The following is a 16759-nucleotide window of genomic DNA, read 5'->3' as shown; positions in this document are numbered from 1 at the left end:
CTCCTCCTAGAAGTAAACACAGATATTTTTATTGTTAATCTCTTGAATATGGAACGGCATCTCATAAAGTTTTTCTAAAGTTTCTTTTACAACAACATTTTGAGTTTTATCCATATGTTTTAATTTTCCATTTTTCATTGCTAAAATATAATCTGAATAAACTGATGTAAAGTTTATATCATGCATTACTATAACTATTGTTTTATTAAAATCTTTTACAAGCTTATCTAAAATTTTCATCATAGCTACTGAACTCTTCATATCTAAGTTATTTAGAGGTTCATCTAGTAATATATACTTTGTGTTTTGAGCAATTGTCATAGCTATATAAGCTCTTTGTCTTTGCCCTCCACTCAATTCATCCAAGTACTTATCTCTAAACTCTCCTAAGTTCATATATTCAATCGCTTCTTCTATAACTCTTTTATCCTCATCATTCAATCTTCCACCACTGTGAGGGAATCTTCCAAATGAAATCAACTCATAAACCGTAAGTCTTACATTTGTACTATTCTCTTGCTTCAGTGTTGCTATTGTTTTAGCAAGTTCTGCTTTATCCCAATCTCCAATCGCTTTTCCATCAATTTTTATCTCACCCGAATCTAAAGGTGTCAAACGACTTATCATATTTAATAGCGTACTTTTCCCAGCTCCGTTTGGTCCTATTATACATGTTATCTTTCCCTCGGGAATATCTGTAGTTACACTATTTACAACATGTTTTGATCTATAACTTTTACTGACATTTTTTATTTCAATCATCTTTAACCAACCTTCCTTTCTTTTAATAGAATCCATAATAGATACATTCCACCAACAAAGTTGATTATTGTTCCTACTGGGAAACTATTATTGAATATTCTTTCAACTATCATCTGTCCAACTAATAAAGACAAGATACTCATAAAAATAGAAGCTACAACTAAATATTTATGCTTATATGTTTTTAGTAGCTCTTTTGATATATTAACTGTTAAAAGTCCTAAGAAAACCACTGGTCCTACTAGTGCAGTTGAGATAGAAACTAATATTCCAACTATAGTCAGATTTTTTCTTAATAACTTTTTATAATCTAAACCTAAGTTTATAGATTGACTATATCCTAAACTCATAACATCTAATGTTCTTGTATCTTTTCTTAACCATACAAATATAGCACCAACAATTATATACGCTATTAGTAATAGTGTTGTATTAACTCTATTATAACTTGCAAATAAACTGCTTTGTAACACTAAGAACTCATCAGGGTCCATAATCATTTGAATTCCATTTGATAAACTATCCAAGAATGTTCCAACTACCATTCCTATCAGAATCATATAGAGTAGTTTACCTTTACTTTTTCCTGTAAAAAATTGTTGAAGGAAGATACTTACCGCTGCCATAAGTCCAATAGTTATAAAAAACTTTGGAATTGGTGCTGTTAAACTTGGAATCATTTTTCTAAACATAAAAATTGTCATTGTTTGTAAGAATCCATACATAGCATCTAGCCCCATAACACTTGGAGTTAATATTCTACTGTCTGTAACTGTCTGAAATATCAACGTTGATACTGCCACACATGTTCCACTTAAAATTATTGCTAAGATTTTTATACCTCTTGTTTCTATTAAGTACCTAAAATTATTTTTATTTACACCTATAAACAGGAAAAGTGCAATTGCTATAAGTACTCCTACTAAAAGAAGCAGTAATATATTTTCTATCTTTTTATCTTTATTCCTCAAAGTTCAACCTCCTAATTATCATGATTAAGAATATTCCACTTCCGAATACTCCTGTTATCATTCCTATTGGAATTTCATGAGGATATATAATCAATCTTCCTAAAATATCACATAACAGAAGAAATAAGCTTCCCAAAGCCCCTGTTATATAAAGATTTTTTGATAAATTGTCCCCAAAGAACATTGAAACTATATTTGGAATTATCAATCCTAAAAATGGTATTCCACCTATTGTTATCATCACTAACGAAGATATAAAACAAACTAAAATTAAACCAATATTTACAATAAATTTATAATTTATTCCCAGATTTATTGCAAACTCCTCTCCCATTCCTGAGATTGTGAACTGCTTTGAATAAAAGAAAGCAGTTAAAACTAAAGGAATTGTTATATATAATAGTTCATAATTCCCTTTTAATACACCTGAAAAATCACCAAAAAGCCAACTGTTAATACTTTGAATCAAATCACCCTTATAGGCAAAGAACATCGTTATTGAACTCAGTATTCCACTTATCATCATCCCGATTAGTGGTACTAAGGCATTGTCCTTTATTTTTATTTTTCTTACTATTCCTAAGAAAAGGAATGTTCCTGCTATTGAGAACATTGTTGCGATTAACATTTTAAATATAATCGATTCTGTTGGAAAAAATAGTAAAGCTATCAAAATCCCTAATTTTGAAGAGTCAGCTGTTCCAGCAGTTGTCGGAGACACAAACTTATTCATAGTAAGTTGTTGCATAATTAAACCACAAATACTCATTCCAAATCCTGCTGTTATGATACTTATTGTTCTTGGGATTCTACTTAGAAATATTATATTGTTACTGTTCGTCCCTACAACAAAAATATCCGATAAATTAACTGTTGCTACACCTAAAAAAATAGAGGCTATTGATAGAAAAATGATAAATGCTGTTATTGTAAAGTTTTTCATTTAATCTCCTCTTTCGATATTTTGTTTTACAAATTAAATTATAGCAAAAGATTATGCTTTGTCAACAATAAACTTACAATTTCAAACTATTTTCTTTATTTTTTTTATCAAGAATTTTTTTATCTTAAAAAAAACCCTATTTAAAGGGTTTTTAAGGTTTTTATTATTATTAATTAAATTTATTTTTTTTCTTCTTATATAATTCAATATCAGCTCTTTTATAGAAATTATCTAACTTTTCCCCGCTCTTTCTTTGAACTAATCCAGTACTAATTCCAAAACAAAACTCTCTAATGCTATTTTGCTTCTCTATTTCTTTTTCAACTCTGCAATAGATTCTTTTTAAATCCTCTAAATCAGCTTCAATGACTAGACAAAATTCATCTCCACCCATTCTTATTATATAATCACTATTTTTTCTAATACTACTTTTTAGAATATCTGCTAACTTCTTTAATACTAAATCTCCTATATCATGGCCTCTAGAATCGTTTATCTCTTTAAATTTATCAATATCTATAAGCATCATTGAAAATATTTTTTCTGTATTTTCTTTAAAAATTTCTCTGATTTTTTCCTCATAAAAGTTTCTATTATAAATCCCAGTTAATAGATCTTTATAAACCTTTTCTCTTAAATCTAAACTTTTTCTCTTATATTCTGTGACCTCTTTAACCATAGCTAAAATACCATACTCATTATTATCTAAGTCAACTCTTGATTTAAAAGTTTGATACCATCTGCCATCGAGATACTCCTCTTCATAGAAGTTTCCCTCTTCAAAAGCTATTCTATTATTTTCTAAACATTTTTTGGTCATCTCTTCTGAAAAGAATTCAATCTCTTTTCTTCCATACAGATCCTCATAGGGGATATTTAAATACTCTGCATAGGCTTTATTATAATACTCTAATCGCCCTTCTGAGTCCAAATAAAAAATAAAATCTTGAACTGTATCTAACATCGCAACTAATTTATTTTTATGCTTCGATTTCTCCTCTAAATCTTTTTCCAGATTTTTCAAACGACTCACATCATGAAACTCTATTTGAATATATTTTTCTTTATCTATCTCTATTTCACATTCTTTTACTTCTAAATGTAATTTTCCTAATTTATTCTTTAATGTATCACTGATTTTAAAATATTTCATATCTATATTTTTAAAATATTGTTTTAAAATTTCTTTCATGTATTTATTTAGGTATTTTACTTCAAACTCTTGATTTAATACTAATATTCCTATTGTTAAGTTATCTAATAATAAATTTTTAAACATTCAATACCTCTTTAATGTTTTTTTAATCTTCCGTGTAGTATTGTAACACATTTTCAATAAAAAAAACAGAGAAATGAAAATTAATTTCCTTTTCTCTGTCACTTTGTTTGATAAAAATTATTTATTAATAAATTTAACTGCGTTTTCTCCTGCTATACGTCCAAATATTACTGCAGCACTATAAGCCGCACTACTATTTGTAACCTCTCCTGCAGCAAATAATCCAGAAACGACTTCACCATTTGTATTTAAAACTTCAGTTTCCTCGTTTGCTACAACTCCACCTCTTGTCATATGAACTGCTGACTCAACTTGAACACCGTAGAATGGCCCCTCTGTTCTAAACTCTCTTTTAAATGGCTTAGCTCTAAATTGATCTTCAGCTTCTCCACGAATAGCTTTATTAAATGAATCTCTTGTCTCTACTAACTTCTCTGCTGGAACTCCCAATTTCTTTGCTAACTCCTCTAACGTATCCGCTTTTACATGATACCCTTTAGCAGTATGCTTTTGTAAACGGTAGCTTGAGGCATATAGAGCCTCATCATAGATATAGAAAGCCTTTCCAGCTGGTTGAGCTAAGATTGTTTGAGCTGCTTTAAATCTCTCATCTTTAGAGATATTTTCATTCATGAATCTCTCTCCATTGCTGTTAACAAGCATAAATCCATCTCCGCCACCTGTTAAATCTCTAGTAGTTCTAACTATGAACGGGAATAGATTCAGTTCCTCTAAGTTAGCTAACGCTATTCCATTTTCTTCGAATACAGGAATGAAATCTCCTGTTGCTCCAAGTTGGTTTGAAGTTTGTAACTTCTCTGTTCCTGGAGAATATTTTGCTAATAACTCTTTATTTGCTGAGAATCCTCCTGTTGCTATAACAACAGCTTTAGCATTTATATCATAGAAGTTATTTTCGTTTTGAACTTTAATTCCTTTTACGATACCATTTTCTATAATTAAGTCTGTTCCCTTAGTTCCAGTTCTTATATCGATTCCAAGACTCTTAGCTTTTGCTTCCATTCCATCTTGAACCTCTTCTCCAGCATAAGCATCACTCTTAGCCATATGCCCTCTTTTTCCATAGTAATGTTCTAATTTTATTCCCATAGATCTAAGCCATACATCTAACTTAGAAGCCCCTTCTGCTTGAGCTCTTGTTCTTTCTGGAGTATCCATCCAATTTGCATTATCAGCTATTAACTTTTCTACTGAATCCTCTACTCCCGCTTTTTTCTCAGCTTCAGAGTTTATTAAGTCATAGAAGTTCATATCGTACTTTCCATTTCCACTTAATATATCTAGCTTTTCAATCAATACTATATTATTTAATCCGGCTTCTTTAGCAGATATCGCTGCTGCAAGACCTGCTGGTCCTCCACCAACAATAACTAAATCTGTTGCAATTGGTTCTAAAAATGCCACTGGTTTTTCTGGCCCTTTTGTGTTGATAGTTACTCTACCGAAATCTTTTCCACCCTCTTTAAGTGCTGCTGCTACCGCTCTTTTAACCCCTAAAGATGTGTATGTTGCCCCTGATACACTATCAACTATTGGAGATTGTGCTTTTAAAATTCTATCTTTTAGAATTGGGAATGATCTTGAAATAATATGAGATGTCTCATTGTCTGAAACTAACTCAAGATTTTCAATTTTATCTCCCTTTGTCACAACATTTACTTTAATCTCTCCAGAGAATCCATTTCCCTTTCCAATTACAGATTTCTCTTTTGTTCCGCAAGCTACTAACATTAAACTCGCCAAAAGAATTGCTAATTTACACCTATTTACTTTCATTATTACCCCTTTAAATTTTCTTTGAATAAATATTCAAAGAAATAATACCATATATTCAGCTATTTATCAATATTTTCACCTTATTTTCAAAATATATATTCAAATTGATAGAGCCTCCTAATCTTTACTTCTTTTTTATCTCTGTTAAAAGTACTGATCCAAATATTAAAATTCCTCCAATTATAACTTGAAGTGTCATCTTATCCCCTAAAACCAAAATTGAAAATAAAGCACCGAAAATAATCTCAGTTGTCAAAATAAGAGAAACTTGACTCGGATTTATCTCTCTCTGTGCATAAGTCTGAATCGAATAACATATAAATGTATTAAATGCTATTATATATCCTAATGCCAAAACTTGTTTTAAATCATAGCTTCTACTTAAAATTGATCCACCTTCAAATAATATATTCATCAAAATCGCTACAATTCCTGCTGAAAACATTTGAAATCCATTAACTATAAATGGATTTCTATTTTTTATACGACTTCCAATTACAACAATCTGTAAAGCAAAACAAATAGCTGAAATAAAAGTTAAAAAATCCCCAAAATTAATTCTAAAATCTCTTTCAAACGATAGTATCCCAAGTCCTAAAAAACAGATAAGAGATGAGATTACATATATAAATTTAGGTTTTTCTTTAGTAAATATCCACGCTATATAAGGAACAAAAATTACATTAGCACCAGTTATAAATGCATTTTTAGATGCTGTTGTATAAACCAATCCAACCGTCTGAAAAGCAAAAGCTAAAAATAAAACTATCCCTGCAACCAACCCTAGTTTAATCGCTTCTTTTTCTATTTCTACTTTTTTTACTCTCATAATCAAAAACATTACAACAGCTGTTATAAAAAATCTAATAGCTAAAAACTCATAGGGTTGAATCCCTGTATCTAAAATTATTTTTGTAGCTGGAAATCCACTTCCCCAAATCATCGCAACTAAAATCAATAACACTTTACTTAAATTTTCTTTTTTCATTTTAATCCCCCTTTTCTCGTCTCTTTTAATAATAATAAAAAAAAATAGCACTCAAAGTACTATTTCTTTATTTTTATAGGTATGTTCGCTATTAACGCTGTTTCCCTTCCAGTTTCAGACTCTTGTGAAACCTCGATATTTAAGGCATCCTTATCTATATCTACATATTTTGAGATTACAGATATAATCTCATTTTTTAATGCCTCTAATGTTTTTGGAGAAAGCATAGCTCTATCATGAATCAGTACCAACTTTAGACGATCCTTTGCTACTGAACTAGATTTTTCTTTAGTTAAAAAGTTAAAAAATCCCATAGTCTATCCTCCTTTTATTTCTTAAATATCTCTTTTATTTTGTCAAAGAAACCAACTTTTGGATCTAAATCTAAAAATTCTACGTTCTGTCCAAGAGTTCTGCTTGCTATATTCATGTATGCCTTTGCTGCTAAAGATTCACCTTTATAAACTAAAGGCTCTCCTTTATTTGTAGATATAACTATATTTTCATCATCTGGAACAATTCCGATAGGCTTTATTCCTAAAATATCTGTTACGTCCTCTACACTTAACATATTTCCATCTTTAACCATCTCTACTCTAAGACGATTTACAATAAGCTTAGGATTTCTAATCTCATTAGCTTCTAATAATCCAATAATACGATCTGCATCTCTTACAGCAGAAATTTCTGGAGTTGTTACAACATACGCTTCCTCTGCACCTGCAATAGCATTTTTAAATCCTTGCTCTATTCCTGCAGGACAATCAACTAATATAAAATCATATTCAGTTTTCAGTGTATCAATTAACTCTCTCATTTGTTCTGGGGTAACTGCATTTTTATCTCTAGATTGAGCCGCTGGTAAAAGATGTAAATTGTCATTTCTCTTATCCTTTATAATAGCTTGCTTTGGTTTACAAGTCCCCTCTATCACATCTATCAAATCATAAACAATTCTATTTTCTAACCCCATTACAACATCTAAATTTCTAAGTCCAATATCCGTATCAATTAGCAGGGTCTTTTGATTTTCCATAGCTAGTGCAGCCCCTAAATTTGCACTACTCGTCGTCTTTCCTACTCCACCTTTACCTGAAGTAATTACTATAACTTTTCCCATAATTCCTCCTGTTTTTTTTACTATATTTTTATCATATGTTCTAAGGTAGCTTTATTGAACTTTTCAATAAATATATTTCCATCTTTTAAATAGGCTACTTCAAAATCTAAAGTTTTCTTAACCTTGTTGACATCTAACACATTTGTACTTGGATTTTTTGCAATAACCTGCCCAATTTTTATTTGAATAGGATTCAGTGAAAAAGCACCTACAAATGCTTCAGATCCATCATCTTCACCTGCATATACAGTTCCATTTAGATAACCTAATACAACTACATTTCCTTTTGCTTTTATTACAGCTCCAGGATTTACATCTCCTAAAACGACTACGTTTCCATCAAACTCTAAGTTATGACCTGAACGTAAAGTCCCTTTATGAAATTTCGTAACTCCTTCATCTGTTACATCTTTTATATTGTTAAAAGGAAGCTTAAATTCTCCTACTGGTAATTGTGAAAATATTGATTTCTCTGAAAAAATAAAAGCTATTTTTATTTTTGTTTCTTTAGTAATCACTCCGATTAATATATTTTCCTCTATTTCTGTAAGTTTTCTATTTGTAAATTCAATGGCTATTTTTGTATCACCAATAAATGCTTCTGCCTGTTTAATCTTTTCAGAAAATTTATCTTTTAAAGAACTAAAATCGATATTACTATCTAATTGTACAACCAATCTGTCCTTTTTTCCTTTTAAAATTACACAGTCGTTCATATTTGTACGCTCCTAATTTTATTTTTTACATATCATCAAATTATAGCACTTTTATGTTCAAACTTCAATCAATTTATCAATTTATAGTTTTTTTATACAAAAAAAACGAGCCCTTTTTTCGGGGCCCATTTTCTCTATGTTAAATTGTTAAATTTTTCTCAGATTCTATATCAAATATATGACATTTATCCATTTCAAAATAAAACTCATCTTTCTGATTAAAGTTTGCTCCTGTTGATTTTTCAGCAGGAATTCTAGCAGTATATTGAGCATCCCCAATAAAGAAATATATAAACTCTTCGTTACCCATTTGCTCTACTATATTTACTTTTCCAACTAAAGAAGCATCTCCAACTTTAGCTGTATTTTTATTTCCTACATTTTCTGGTCTAATTCCAAACCAAACATCTTTTCCAATTTGCCCTTTTACCTTTTCAGCTTTAGCTTTTGGCAATACTAACTTATCTCCATTAGCTAACTTCACCAAAACATTTTCTCCTTCTGTAATTAAAGAAGCTTTTACAATATTCATAGCAGGTGAACCGATAAATCCTGCAACGAATTTATTTGCCGGACTATTATATAGATTTAATGGAGTATCAACTTGCATTATTTTACCGTAGTTTAATACACAGATTCTATCTCCCATTGTCATCGCTTCAACTTGGTCATGAGTAACATAAATCATAGTTGCATTTTGTCCCTCTTCTTTTAACTGCTTATGAAGTTGAGTAATTCTAACTCTCATAGATACTCTTAATTTTGCATCTAGATTAGAAAGTGGCTCATCGAATAGGAAAACTTCTGGTTTTCTAACAATCGCTCTTCCTACTGCAACCCTTTGCCTTTGTCCTCCAGACATCTCTTTTGGTTTTCTATCTAAAAGATCTGTTATCTCCAATTTTTCTGCTGCTTCTTTAACTCTTTTATCAATCTCACCTTTAGGTACCTTTGCCATTTTAAGACCGAATGCCATATTATCATAAACTGTCATATGAGGGTAAAGTGCATAGTTTTGGAAAACCATTGCAATTCCTCTATCTTTAGGAGGTAAGTCATTAACTAGCTTCTCTCCTATGTAGATTTCTCCACCTGTTATCTCCTCTAATCCTGCAACCATTCTTAGAGTAGTTGATTTTGCACAACCAGATGGTCCAACGAAAACCATAAACTCCCCATCTTTAATCTCAAGATCGATTCCATGAACTGCCTTAAACCCATTTGGATATTGTTTCTCAACTTTTTTTAACACTACTTCTGCCATATTAATTCTTCCTCCTCTTTATTTACTAAATCTGAGGTCATTATATAGCAACTTTTTTCAAAAATCAAGTTTTTTTGTTTATTTTTAACACTTTTTTTACTTTTTATTAACAATTAGTTAAAAATAAAAATAGTTTTAGTTTTATATACCATATTTTTATTATAGATTTTAACTTTCTCAGGTAAAAAATTAATTACATCTGGATAATCTTGCATTTCAAAGCAGATTCCATTATGTTTTTTATTCAAATAATTTCCTGTGTATATAACAGCTACAGGCTCACTACTTTTAACTTTCATACTTCTTCCTGAAATTTCATCTTTAAACTCTATATCATACTCATATTCTTTACTCATTTCGAAAGGATGATCTAGCCCCCCTCCTACAACTGCAATTTGTGAACTATCTTTTTCTAAAACCTCACCCAAGTTTTCAAAACAATTAAATTTTATAAAATCAGCTGTTTTGTCTAAAGATATCGGCAATGTTCTTTCATCAACAACTCCATAAGCCGAAGCATTTATTTTTACATCACTTCCTCTTATATCCCTTTTAGCATCTCCACTCAAATTAAAATAACTATGATTTGTTAAATTTATATATGTATCTCTGTCGCTTTCACCTAAATAATCTATCTCTAATCTATTTTTTTCTAAAGTATATTGAACTTTAAAATCTACTTCCCCAGGAAATCCAGATTCTAGATGTAAACTTTTATAAGTTAAGGTTAAAATACCCTTTTCTCCTACAACCTCTGCATGACCTTTCCAAACTCTACTATTTAAGCCTACGGGTCCTCCATGCAAATTATTTCCACTGTTGTTTTTTTCTAAACTATATACATCATTTTTAATTTTTAAAATGCCATCTTTTATTCTTCCAGCAACTCTTCCTGTTATAGCTCCAAGATAACAATCATCTTTTTTATACTCTTTTAAAGTTTCATACCCGAGTACAATATTTTCAAATTTTCTGTTTTTATCGGCTGTTTTTAAAGATTTTATAATCCCTCCATAAGAGATAATCTCTAACTCTATAAACTCATTTTGGAAGTTATAAAGTAAAACCTCTTGCCCATCATCAGTTTTTCCAAATTCTGAAACCTTCAATATCATAACTATCCCCTCCATATATTTTTTCTAAAAAGATTATGTCTTACAACCGAGATAGGATTGTAAACATGCATCTCATTTAAAGTTTCTGAGACCACCAAATCATATTTCTGCTCTTCTAACGTGACCTTTTGTAATTCTAACTTCAAAGTATTTAATAACAAATTTTCTTTAAAAATTTCACCAACTAAAACTATCTTCTCTGGATTTACAAGAGATATAATCATATCTATGCTGTGAGCTATTATAACCATAGCTTCAGTACTAACCTTTGTACTTAAAAAATCTCTCTCTTTCACACCTTTTAAAACATCTAAAATATCTATCGACCCCTCTGCTTTCAATTTTTCCTTCAAAGAGCTATAGTTATTTAACTTTATCATTGATACCAATCTATTTATAATAGCTGCGTTTGATGCTTCTGCTTCTAAACAGCCTCTTTTCCCACACGAACATCTTCTTAAACTACTTCTATCCATAACAACATGCCCTATCTCACCAGAAATAAAGCCATGTCCTGATAACAAATCTCCATTCATAAAAATAGAGCTTCCTATTCCCTCTGAAACATTTAAAACAACATAATTTTCACTATCTTTTGCTGTACCAAAATATCTCTCTGTTAAAGCCATCGCTCTAACATCATTTTCAACCAATACTGAAATTCCAAATTTTTTCTCTACTCTCTCTTTTATATTGATTTTTTTTCTTTTATAGTGCGGTGAAAACAGAATAACTCCATTTTCAGAATTGATAAGCCCTGTTATAGCCATTGAAATCACTTTAATTTCCGATTCTTTTTCTAACTCAATCTCAATTATCTCCTCTAGATAGGATATAAGCTCCTCGCTTTCATCGATTTTATATCTATTAGTTCTAAAAATCTCTCCCTCTATATTTCCAACAGATGTTATAACCGAGGTTGGAGTTAAAGATATCCCCAATATTTTTCCTACCCAATATTTATTTAAGGATAAGTCAATTGCCCGTCTTCCACCAGTTGACTCTCTTTGAGCAGCCTCTAAAACGACTCCACATTGAAGAAGTGGATCAATAGATTTTGTTATCGCTGCTGGTGTAAGCTCTAGCTCTTCTGCTATTTTCTTTCTACATATTCTATTTTTATTTTTAATCATCTCTAATATTCTCAATTGAGACTGTGTAAATTTCATATTCCCCTCCATCAACTCTATACTTCAATAATAACCTTTATTTTATATTTTAGTCAATGTATTTAAGAACTACTTTTTTTACTTTTTTAAGTAAGTTTGTTTCAAAATAACATTTTTATCTTTTAAAACATTTTTTTTTACAGTATACTCAAATCAAAACTAACAAAAGAGCTAAAAAAGGAGAGATTATTTATGGAACTTGTAAAAAACTTAGTGCAAAACTTTAAAAACGAATTTAAAAAAGATACTACAACCCCTACAGAAGTTTTCTTCGCACCTGGAAGAGTTAATCTAATAGGAGAACATATAGACTATAACGGTGGGAAAGTTTTCCCTTGTGCTTTAGACTTTGGAACATACGCTGTTGTAACTAAAAGAGAGGATAAAAACTTTAGAATGTTCTCTGAAAACTTCAAAGAGTTAGGGACAATCGAGTTCTCTTTAGACTCTTTAATATATGATAAAAAAGATGACTGGGCTAATTATCCAAAAGGGGTTATAAAAACTTTCTTAGATGCTGGATTTAAAATCGATTCTGGTTTTGATGTTTTATTCTACGGAAATATTCCAAACGGAGCTGGATTATCTTCATCAGCTTCAATTGAAGTTTTAACATCAGTTATCATAAAAAATCTTTTCAACTTAGATGTAGATATGGTCGAAATGGTAAAACTATGTCAAAAAACTGAAAATGAATTTATCGGAGTTAACTGCGGTATTATGGATCAATTCTCTATCGGAATGGGTAAAAAAGACCACGCCATACTTTTAGATTGCAACACTTTAAATTATACATACGCTCCATTTATGCTAAACGATATCTCTATCGTTATTGCAAATACAAACAAAAGAAGAGGGCTTGGAGAATCTAAATACAACGAAAGAAGAGCTTCGTGTGATGGTGCTTTAAAAGATTTAAAAGATGCCAAAGTCGAAATCAATTCACTTTGTGATATGGATATACAACTTTTCGAAAATGTTAAACACCATATAAAATCAGATGAAGCTATTTCTAGAGTGAGACATGCTGTCACTGAAAACGTTAGAGTGTTAGATGCTATGGCAGCTTTAAAAGCTGGAGATATCAATAAATTTGGTGAGCTGATGATAGAATCTCACAACTCACTTAGAGATGACTACGAAGTTACTGGATTTGAACTTGATAGCTTAGTTGAAGCTGCACTAGAGGAGAAGGGAACAATCGGTTCTAGAATGACTGGAGCTGGATTTGGAGGATGTACTGTTTCTCTTGTTAAAAATGAAGCTCTTGAAGATTTTATAGCTCACGTTGGAAAAAAATATTTTGAAAAGACTGGTTTAGAAGCAGCCTTTTATATAGGCAATCCAGGCGATGGAGCTAGAAAGTTAGGTGATTTCTAATGATATTTTCACTTATAAATGAACTTTTAAACTATGGAATTGAAAACAACCTAATTGAAAAAGATGAAGTTATCTACTCTAGAAATCTAATTTTAGACAGTTTAAATCTGAACGATTGGAAAGATGAAACTCCTAAAACCGAAAGAGATATAGAGATTATACTTTTAGATATCTGTGACTGGGCTATAAAAAATAATCTTATAAGTAACTCTCCAGCAGAGATGGAACTTTTAGATACAAAGATTATGAACTGTATAACTCCTAGACCAAAAACTGTTATAGATAAATTCAAAGCCGACTATGCAGTTTCACCAGAAGTTGCAACTTTAAACTATTACAACTTCTCTAAAGCTACAAACTATATCAGAGATGCTAGAATAAAAAGAAATCTACACTGGTATTCACCAACTCCTTACGGAGATTTAGAGATTACAATAAATCTAGCTAAGCCCGAGAAGGATCCAAAGGATATTGAAAGAGAGAAAACTATGCCAAAATCTTCATATCCTAGCTGCTTACTTTGTCTAGATAACGTTGGATATGCAGGTCGTTTAAATCATCCAGCTAGAAGTACACACAGAGTTATTCCAATGACTTTAAAATCTGAAAATTGGCACTTACAATTTTCACCATACGTTTATTATAACGAACATTCTATAGTTTTCTGTGAAGAGCATAGACCTATGAAGATGAGTAAAGATACTTTCGATCGTCTTTTAGAGTTTGTAGAGCAGTTTCCACACTACTGCATTGGATCAAACGCTGATCTTCCAATAGTTGGTGGATCGATTCTATCTCATGATCACTATCAAGCTGGAAAACATACTTTCCCTATGGAGAAATCTAACATTGAAAATAGTTTCACTCTTAAAAGTTTCCCAGAGATAGAGTGTGGAATTGTGAAATGGCCTATATCTGTTATCAGAATCACAGCCGATGATAAAGAAACTTTAGCAAAAGCTGCTGAGCACATTTTTAACTCTTGGAAAAATTACAGTGATGAAAGTGTGCAGCTACATTCACATTCAGGGGATATACCACATAATACTGTAACTCCTATCGCTAGAAGAGTTGGTAAAAAATTCCAAATGGATTTAGCTTTAAGAAACAATAGAACATCCGATGAGCATCCTATGGGAATCTTCCATCCACACTCTGAGGTTCACAATATAAAAAAGGAGAATATCGGTCTTATTGAAGTTATGGGGCTTGCTATTCTACCCGGGAGATTGGCAGAAGAGATGAAACTTTTAGAAATAGCTTTAAAAAATCAAAATTGGAAAGAGAATTTAAAAAATGACCCAACTCTTGGAAAGCATTTTGATTGGATAAATGAAATCTCTTCTAGAAGAGATGAGGTGATAGATAATGAAGTTTTAAAAGAGGAGATTGGAAGAACTTTCAATACTGTTCTAGAGCATGCTGGAGTATTTAAACGAGATACCCTTGGAAAAGAAGCTTTCCAAAAGTTCATGAACAGCTTATAAACTATTGTGTAAAAATTCTTTAGATGATATACTAAAAAGTAAATAAATCATTCGGGGGACTTTACATGTTAGAACTATTTTTTTCAGAGATTTCAATTATTAATTTTATGTTTTTAGCATCAGCTTGCTTTTGTGCTGCTTTTGTTGATGCCATCGCTGGCGGTGGAGGACTTATAAGTCTACCTGCCTTTTTAGCTGCTGGACTAGATCCACATATGGCACTTGGAACAAACAAATTAGCTGCTTTTTTCTCAAGTAGTGGAAGTGCTTTAAAATTTGCTCGTTCAGGAAAGATAAATTGGGATTTGATTAAATATCTGGTTCCTTTCTCATTTATTGGAGCTATTTTAGGAGTAAAATCAGTTATGCTGATAGATTCTAAATATCTTTATCCTATCGCTTTTGGACTTTTAGTGGCGGTATTAATTTACACATTAAAAAATAAAAATCTTGGAAGTTGTGACAACTTCACAGGAGTTACATCATCTAATTTGAAACTTGGAATTCTTCTGGCATTCTCTCTAGGGTTTTATGATGGTTTCTTTGGTCCAGGTACAGGTTCATTTATAATATTTGGACTTATTAGAATATTTAAATTTGATTTTATTAGAAGTAGTGGAAATTCAAAGTTTTTAAACTTAGCTAGTAATGTAGCTAGTGTTATAACTTTCATATACTATGGAAAGATAGCTTATATATATGCTTTAGCAGTTGGAGCGGTTATGTTATTTGGAGCTAGTACTGGAGCGAAAGTTGCTGTGACTAAAGGAACTGGGTTTATTCGTCCTGTTTTCCTTATCATCACAACTATCGTAACTGCAAAAATGGCTATCACATTTTTACAGAGTTTATAAAAATGGAAGCTAAAAAGTGGTATGTCTATATTTTAAGATGTGAAAATAATTCACTCTATACAGGAATAACCACAGATGTTGAGCGAAGATTTGAACAGCATTGCAATGGCAAAGGTGCCAAATATACAAAAGTTCACAAACCTATAAAAATTGAGGCTATTTTCGAAAAAGAAAATCGCTCTGAGGCATCTAAAGAGGAGATAAGAATAAAATCTCTGAAGAAGAGTGAAAAAGAGCTATTGTGTCAAAATTATAGGTAAGGATGAAAAATAAAATAGGCTTCCACTTTGGTGGAAGCCTATTTTATTTGCTCAATCTTTTTGTTAAAAGTTCTACAAACTCTTCAAAATTACAATCATTTTCCATCCCATAGTTAAGATGCATCTCAGGTGTCCAACCACCTATGAAAAACTGTTCTTTTGGCTCCTCTTTCGGTTTCCTTTTAAGTTTATTTATCAAATTTTTAATCCATAAACCTCCACCAAAACTACAAGATTTTTCAAAAGTTATATATTCAATTTCCTTAGTATCCAATTTATATAAAACTCCTACATATTTAGAGTCTGCGAGATACTCTGAATTTGGAACCTCTAACGCCCAATATAAAAAATCATTTTCGATTTCTCCTCTCGCTATTTTACAGTTAAACTCTTGCTTCACTATCTTATCTTTTGTATTTTCTTCTCCCATCATCTCATAAGATTTATCCCACATAATTTCTAGTAATTTTTTTACCTCTTTATCCTCTCCTTTAAAGAAGATATCAGTAAATCCCTTTTCCTCTTCAAAAAAACTACTTTTTAATACCACATGTGAGAAAATATAATTAGTTTGATTTTTCATTGTAGACACTTTTCCCCCGTTACCAAATACTTATAAAACTCTATAATTATTTTAATAAAATATATAAAGTC

17 protein-coding genes are annotated in these 16759 nt (G+C 30.9%); 4 read left to right on the top strand and 13 right to left on the bottom strand.

Annotated elements, in window-relative coordinates; translation table 11 throughout:
• Positions 1 to 6: 6 nt before the first annotated feature.
• The 12 genes from Q0O83_RS08870 to Q0O83_RS08815 all read right to left on the bottom strand — a co-directional run bounded on the left by Q0O83_RS08870 (position 7) and on the right by Q0O83_RS08815 (position 12124).
• Complete coding sequence (locus Q0O83_RS08870) at positions 7 to 798, bottom strand: ATP-binding cassette domain-containing protein (protein ID WP_294096329.1); 792 nt, start codon at positions 796 to 798, stop codon at positions 7 to 9.
• Positions 765 to 1733, bottom strand: a complete 969-nt coding sequence (locus Q0O83_RS08865; protein ID WP_294096327.1) for an iron chelate uptake ABC transporter family permease subunit — start codon at positions 1731 to 1733, stop codon at positions 765 to 767. The genes Q0O83_RS08870 and Q0O83_RS08865 overlap by 34 nt, the downstream gene beginning before the upstream one ends.
• Entirely contained in the window at positions 1723 to 2676 is a 954-nt protein-coding gene (locus Q0O83_RS08860) for an iron chelate uptake ABC transporter family permease subunit (protein ID WP_294096325.1), read from the bottom strand. The genes Q0O83_RS08865 and Q0O83_RS08860 overlap by 11 nt, the downstream gene beginning before the upstream one ends.
• Before the next feature lie 169 nt (positions 2677 to 2845).
• Positions 2846 to 3955, bottom strand: a complete 1110-nt coding sequence (locus Q0O83_RS08855; protein WP_294096323.1) for a GGDEF domain-containing protein — start codon at positions 3953 to 3955, stop codon at positions 2846 to 2848.
• 117 nt (positions 3956 to 4072) lie between these two features.
• Positions 4073 to 5752: an FAD-binding protein gene (locus tag Q0O83_RS08850; protein ID WP_294096320.1), complete on the bottom strand. Its 1680-nt coding sequence runs from the start codon at positions 5750 to 5752 to the stop codon at positions 4073 to 4075.
• A 124-nt stretch (positions 5753 to 5876) separates the two neighbouring features.
• Entirely contained in the window at positions 5877 to 6740 is an 864-nt protein-coding gene (locus Q0O83_RS08845) for a DMT family transporter (RefSeq protein ID WP_294096318.1), read from the bottom strand.
• Between the two features lie 59 nt (positions 6741 to 6799).
• Complete coding sequence (gene minE / locus Q0O83_RS08840) at positions 6800 to 7054, bottom strand: cell division topological specificity factor MinE (RefSeq protein ID WP_294096316.1); 255 nt, start codon at positions 7052 to 7054, stop codon at positions 6800 to 6802.
• 14 nt (positions 7055 to 7068) lie between these two features.
• Complete coding sequence (gene minD, locus Q0O83_RS08835) at positions 7069 to 7860, bottom strand: septum site-determining protein MinD (RefSeq protein WP_294096313.1); 792 nt, start codon at positions 7858 to 7860, stop codon at positions 7069 to 7071.
• A gap of 20 nt (positions 7861 to 7880) precedes the next feature.
• A complete protein-coding gene (locus Q0O83_RS08830) occupies positions 7881 to 8576 on the bottom strand; it encodes a septum site-determining protein MinC (RefSeq protein WP_294096311.1) in 696 nt (231 codons plus the stop codon).
• 139 nt (positions 8577 to 8715) lie between these two features.
• Entirely contained in the window at positions 8716 to 9840 is a 1125-nt protein-coding gene (gene ugpC / locus Q0O83_RS08825; RefSeq protein WP_294096309.1) for a sn-glycerol-3-phosphate ABC transporter ATP-binding protein UgpC, read from the bottom strand.
• A 113-nt stretch (positions 9841 to 9953) separates the two neighbouring features.
• Positions 9954 to 10955: an aldose epimerase family protein gene (locus tag Q0O83_RS08820; RefSeq protein WP_294096308.1), complete on the bottom strand. Its 1002-nt coding sequence runs from the start codon at positions 10953 to 10955 to the stop codon at positions 9954 to 9956.
• A gap of 2 nt (positions 10956 to 10957) precedes the next feature.
• Positions 10958 to 12124 (bottom strand): ROK family transcriptional regulator, encoded by a 1167-nt coding sequence (locus Q0O83_RS08815; protein WP_294096306.1) that lies wholly within the window; start codon positions 12122 to 12124, stop codon positions 10958 to 10960.
• Positions 12125 to 12316: 192 nt separating this feature from the next.
• Between Q0O83_RS08815 and Q0O83_RS08810 the strand changes: the two genes are divergently transcribed.
• The 4 genes from Q0O83_RS08810 to Q0O83_RS08795 all read left to right on the top strand — a co-directional run bounded on the left by Q0O83_RS08810 (position 12317) and on the right by Q0O83_RS08795 (position 16105).
• Positions 12317 to 13504, top strand: a complete 1188-nt coding sequence (locus Q0O83_RS08810) for a galactokinase (protein ID WP_294096304.1) — start codon at positions 12317 to 12319, stop codon at positions 13502 to 13504.
• A complete protein-coding gene (galT, locus tag Q0O83_RS08805; protein ID WP_294096302.1) occupies positions 13504 to 14991 on the top strand; it encodes a UDP-glucose--hexose-1-phosphate uridylyltransferase in 1488 nt (495 codons plus the stop codon). Before Q0O83_RS08810 ends, galT begins: the two co-directional genes overlap by 1 nt.
• Before the next feature lie 65 nt (positions 14992 to 15056).
• Positions 15057 to 15845, top strand: coding sequence for a TSUP family transporter (locus Q0O83_RS08800; protein WP_294096301.1), 789 nt, complete (start codon positions 15057 to 15059; stop codon positions 15843 to 15845).
• A gap of 2 nt (positions 15846 to 15847) precedes the next feature.
• Complete coding sequence (locus Q0O83_RS08795; RefSeq protein ID WP_294096299.1) at positions 15848 to 16105, top strand: GIY-YIG nuclease family protein; 258 nt, start codon at positions 15848 to 15850, stop codon at positions 16103 to 16105.
• A gap of 43 nt (positions 16106 to 16148) precedes the next feature.
• Here the strand turns inward: Q0O83_RS08795 and Q0O83_RS08790 are convergent, their stop codons facing one another.
• Complete coding sequence (locus Q0O83_RS08790; RefSeq protein WP_294096297.1) at positions 16149 to 16697, bottom strand: hypothetical protein; 549 nt, start codon at positions 16695 to 16697, stop codon at positions 16149 to 16151.
• Between the last annotated feature and the right edge of the window lie 62 nt (positions 16698 to 16759).

It is taken from the genome of uncultured Cetobacterium sp., from assembly GCF_945952365.1.
Taxonomy (GTDB): Bacteria; Fusobacteriota; Fusobacteriia; order Fusobacteriales; family Fusobacteriaceae; genus Cetobacterium_A.
This window is presented reverse-complemented; position numbering and strand designations above follow the sequence as displayed.